Source organism: Synechococcus sp. H55.11 (assembly GCF_047462475.1).
In the GTDB taxonomy this organism is placed as follows: Bacteria; Cyanobacteriota; Cyanobacteriia; order Thermostichales; family Thermostichaceae; genus Thermostichus.
In genome coordinates this window covers 1-1117 of the sequence record NZ_JANSJI010000197.1, presented here as the reverse complement: position 1 = coordinate 1117, position 1117 = coordinate 1, and the positions used below count along the sequence as shown (strand labels likewise).

Annotated in this window: 2 protein-coding genes; both read left to right on the top strand. The window is 55.6% G+C overall.

Annotated features, from left to right (window positions below):
* Window positions 1-542: 542 nt before the first annotated feature.
* Complete coding sequence (locus tag NW853_RS08370; protein WP_012660586.1) at window positions 543-752, top strand: hypothetical protein; 210 nt, start codon at window positions 543-545, stop codon at window positions 750-752.
* Window positions 753-763: 11 nt separating this feature from the next.
* On the top strand, window positions 764-1117 hold a 354-nt coding region (locus tag NW853_RS08365; RefSeq protein ID WP_414348781.1), incomplete at its 3' end, for a DUF2089 domain-containing protein.

Sequence of the window (1117 nt, the reverse complement as noted above, 5' to 3'; positions counted from 1 at the left end):
GCACACACACCACACGCTCACTACTCATCACCCTGGCCCTCTACCTGAGCGTGAATGAATGAAACCGGTCAGTGTGCCTGCACCTGCGACAACCCACCAGCGATTCGCCAGTGGAACGCCCACTGTGGTATAGCCTCTCGCCTGGTCCGTATATCGTGTTGTCGGTTTGCGTGCCGATGCATAGCGCCCGCACCCACGATGCTGCCGGTCGTCACTGGTCATAGGCACGACATGCGTGCTCGTCACTACTCACCGTAGCACCGCAGCGTACCACGCCTCATCACGCTGCGTCCCTGCCACCCTGGTTTGTATATCACCACGCAACCATTGCCGGCATAGGGAGATGGTATCTCTGTGCCCTCCATGTCTCAGTGCTAAAAACCACAGATCGAGGGCGTCATCTCTCCGTTTATCTGCCTTGCAGAAATATGATGATAAAATGGCAAAAATTTCCAACATAAGTATTGACAATTACCAATTGAGATGGTAATATCTCTATCAGATTGGCAAATATTACCAACCAAGTAACGAGAGGAGTTCCTATGATGCGCGACCTCTACCACCACGAGCAACTGTACGCTCGCGAGATGCAGGAACGTGTTGCCGGTGTCGCATCACTCCACCAGCCTCCGCGTTCGCCCATCGCTCGTCGCCTTGCCCGCTGGTTCGGCTTGCGCTTGATTCGGTTTGGTGCCTACCTGTTGCGCTACGCTGCGGATCGACGCTCTCGCCATCTTACCTATGCCCGCTAACGGAGGTTGCTATGTATCCACTACTGACCCGTGACCCCATCACCGGTGGTGAGTTAATCGTCACCCGTCTCGAATCACCTGAGAGCGGCATTGTCATCGAGGGTCGTTTTAGCCTGGGCTGGATTGGTCGTCTCTCGCCTGATCAGCTTGCATTCGTTGAGTTGCTGGTCAAGAATCGCGGGAATATTCAACGCCTCGCCGCTGAACTCGACATTGCCTACAATACGGCCCGCGCTCGCCTCGATGAAATTGTTGCTCTGCTCGGCGGTACTCCTGACCAGGAACCGCGGGTTGCTCGGCGTCAGATTCTCGGCCCGCTTGCAGCCCGCGACATTTCGGTGGAAGAGGCCGTGAGTCTTCTAAAG

Bases quoted from the DNA above. Each gene is read 5' to 3' on its own strand.
- NW853_RS08370 (WP_012660586.1), top strand. From the start codon at position 543: ATGATGCGCGACCTCTACCACCACGAGCAACTGTACGCTCGCGAGATG.